Raw genomic sequence first — 572 nt, 5'->3', positions numbered from 1 at the left:
TGTGTCGACTTTCTTTTCGCCAGGTAAACTTGCTTGGTATGCAGAAAAAATCGATAGCTCATCTACGTGTAGTAACAAGAACATGTAGGGTGCCAAATTGTACCCATATTTCCTTATGGTGCTTTTCTGAAGACTCCTTACAATAGGTGCGCCAGAAACAAAGTCAGTGAAAGTACGCATCGTAGAGCTGTCGTTCGGCCTGGCACTCGCTATTTCGTGACAACGTTCCAGGACACGGAAACTCAACTCATTATAGTATCCTCTGTTGAGGTAAAAAAGAGAAAGGGTATCGTAATCCTTTCTATTGAATTTCAAAGTATGCACTTGAAACAACGTGTAGACCATCAAGTTGATTTTCTTGGGAATAAGATACTTTGAAGGGATTGGTCCGCCCTGGAAATCTGGTTCGTCTTCAACAAACGTCAGGAACTTTTTTACATTTTTCCCGACCATGACGGAAATGACAACTTTTTCAAAAGACCTTTTCCTATCCATTGCACCAGTTCTGAATTTTACCACATTGATTAGGCCAGGCTGGGAGGATTGGTAGAGTGACCGCATTACCGTCAGGA

Annotated in this window: 1 protein-coding gene; it reads right to left on the bottom strand. The window is 42.1% G+C overall.

All coding sequences use genetic code 11. From position 1 onward, the window contains the following. Positions 1 to 561, bottom strand: a 561-nt coding sequence (locus D8S75_RS18030) for a hypothetical protein (RefSeq protein ID WP_232829100.1), incomplete at its 3' end; no start/stop codon positions are given. Positions 562 to 572 lie beyond the last annotated feature (11 nt).

This window comes from Simplicispira lacusdiani (genome assembly GCF_003604195.1).
GTDB lineage: Bacteria > Pseudomonadota > Gammaproteobacteria > Burkholderiales > Burkholderiaceae_C > Simplicispira > Simplicispira lacusdiani.
This window is presented reverse-complemented; position numbering and strand designations above follow the sequence as displayed.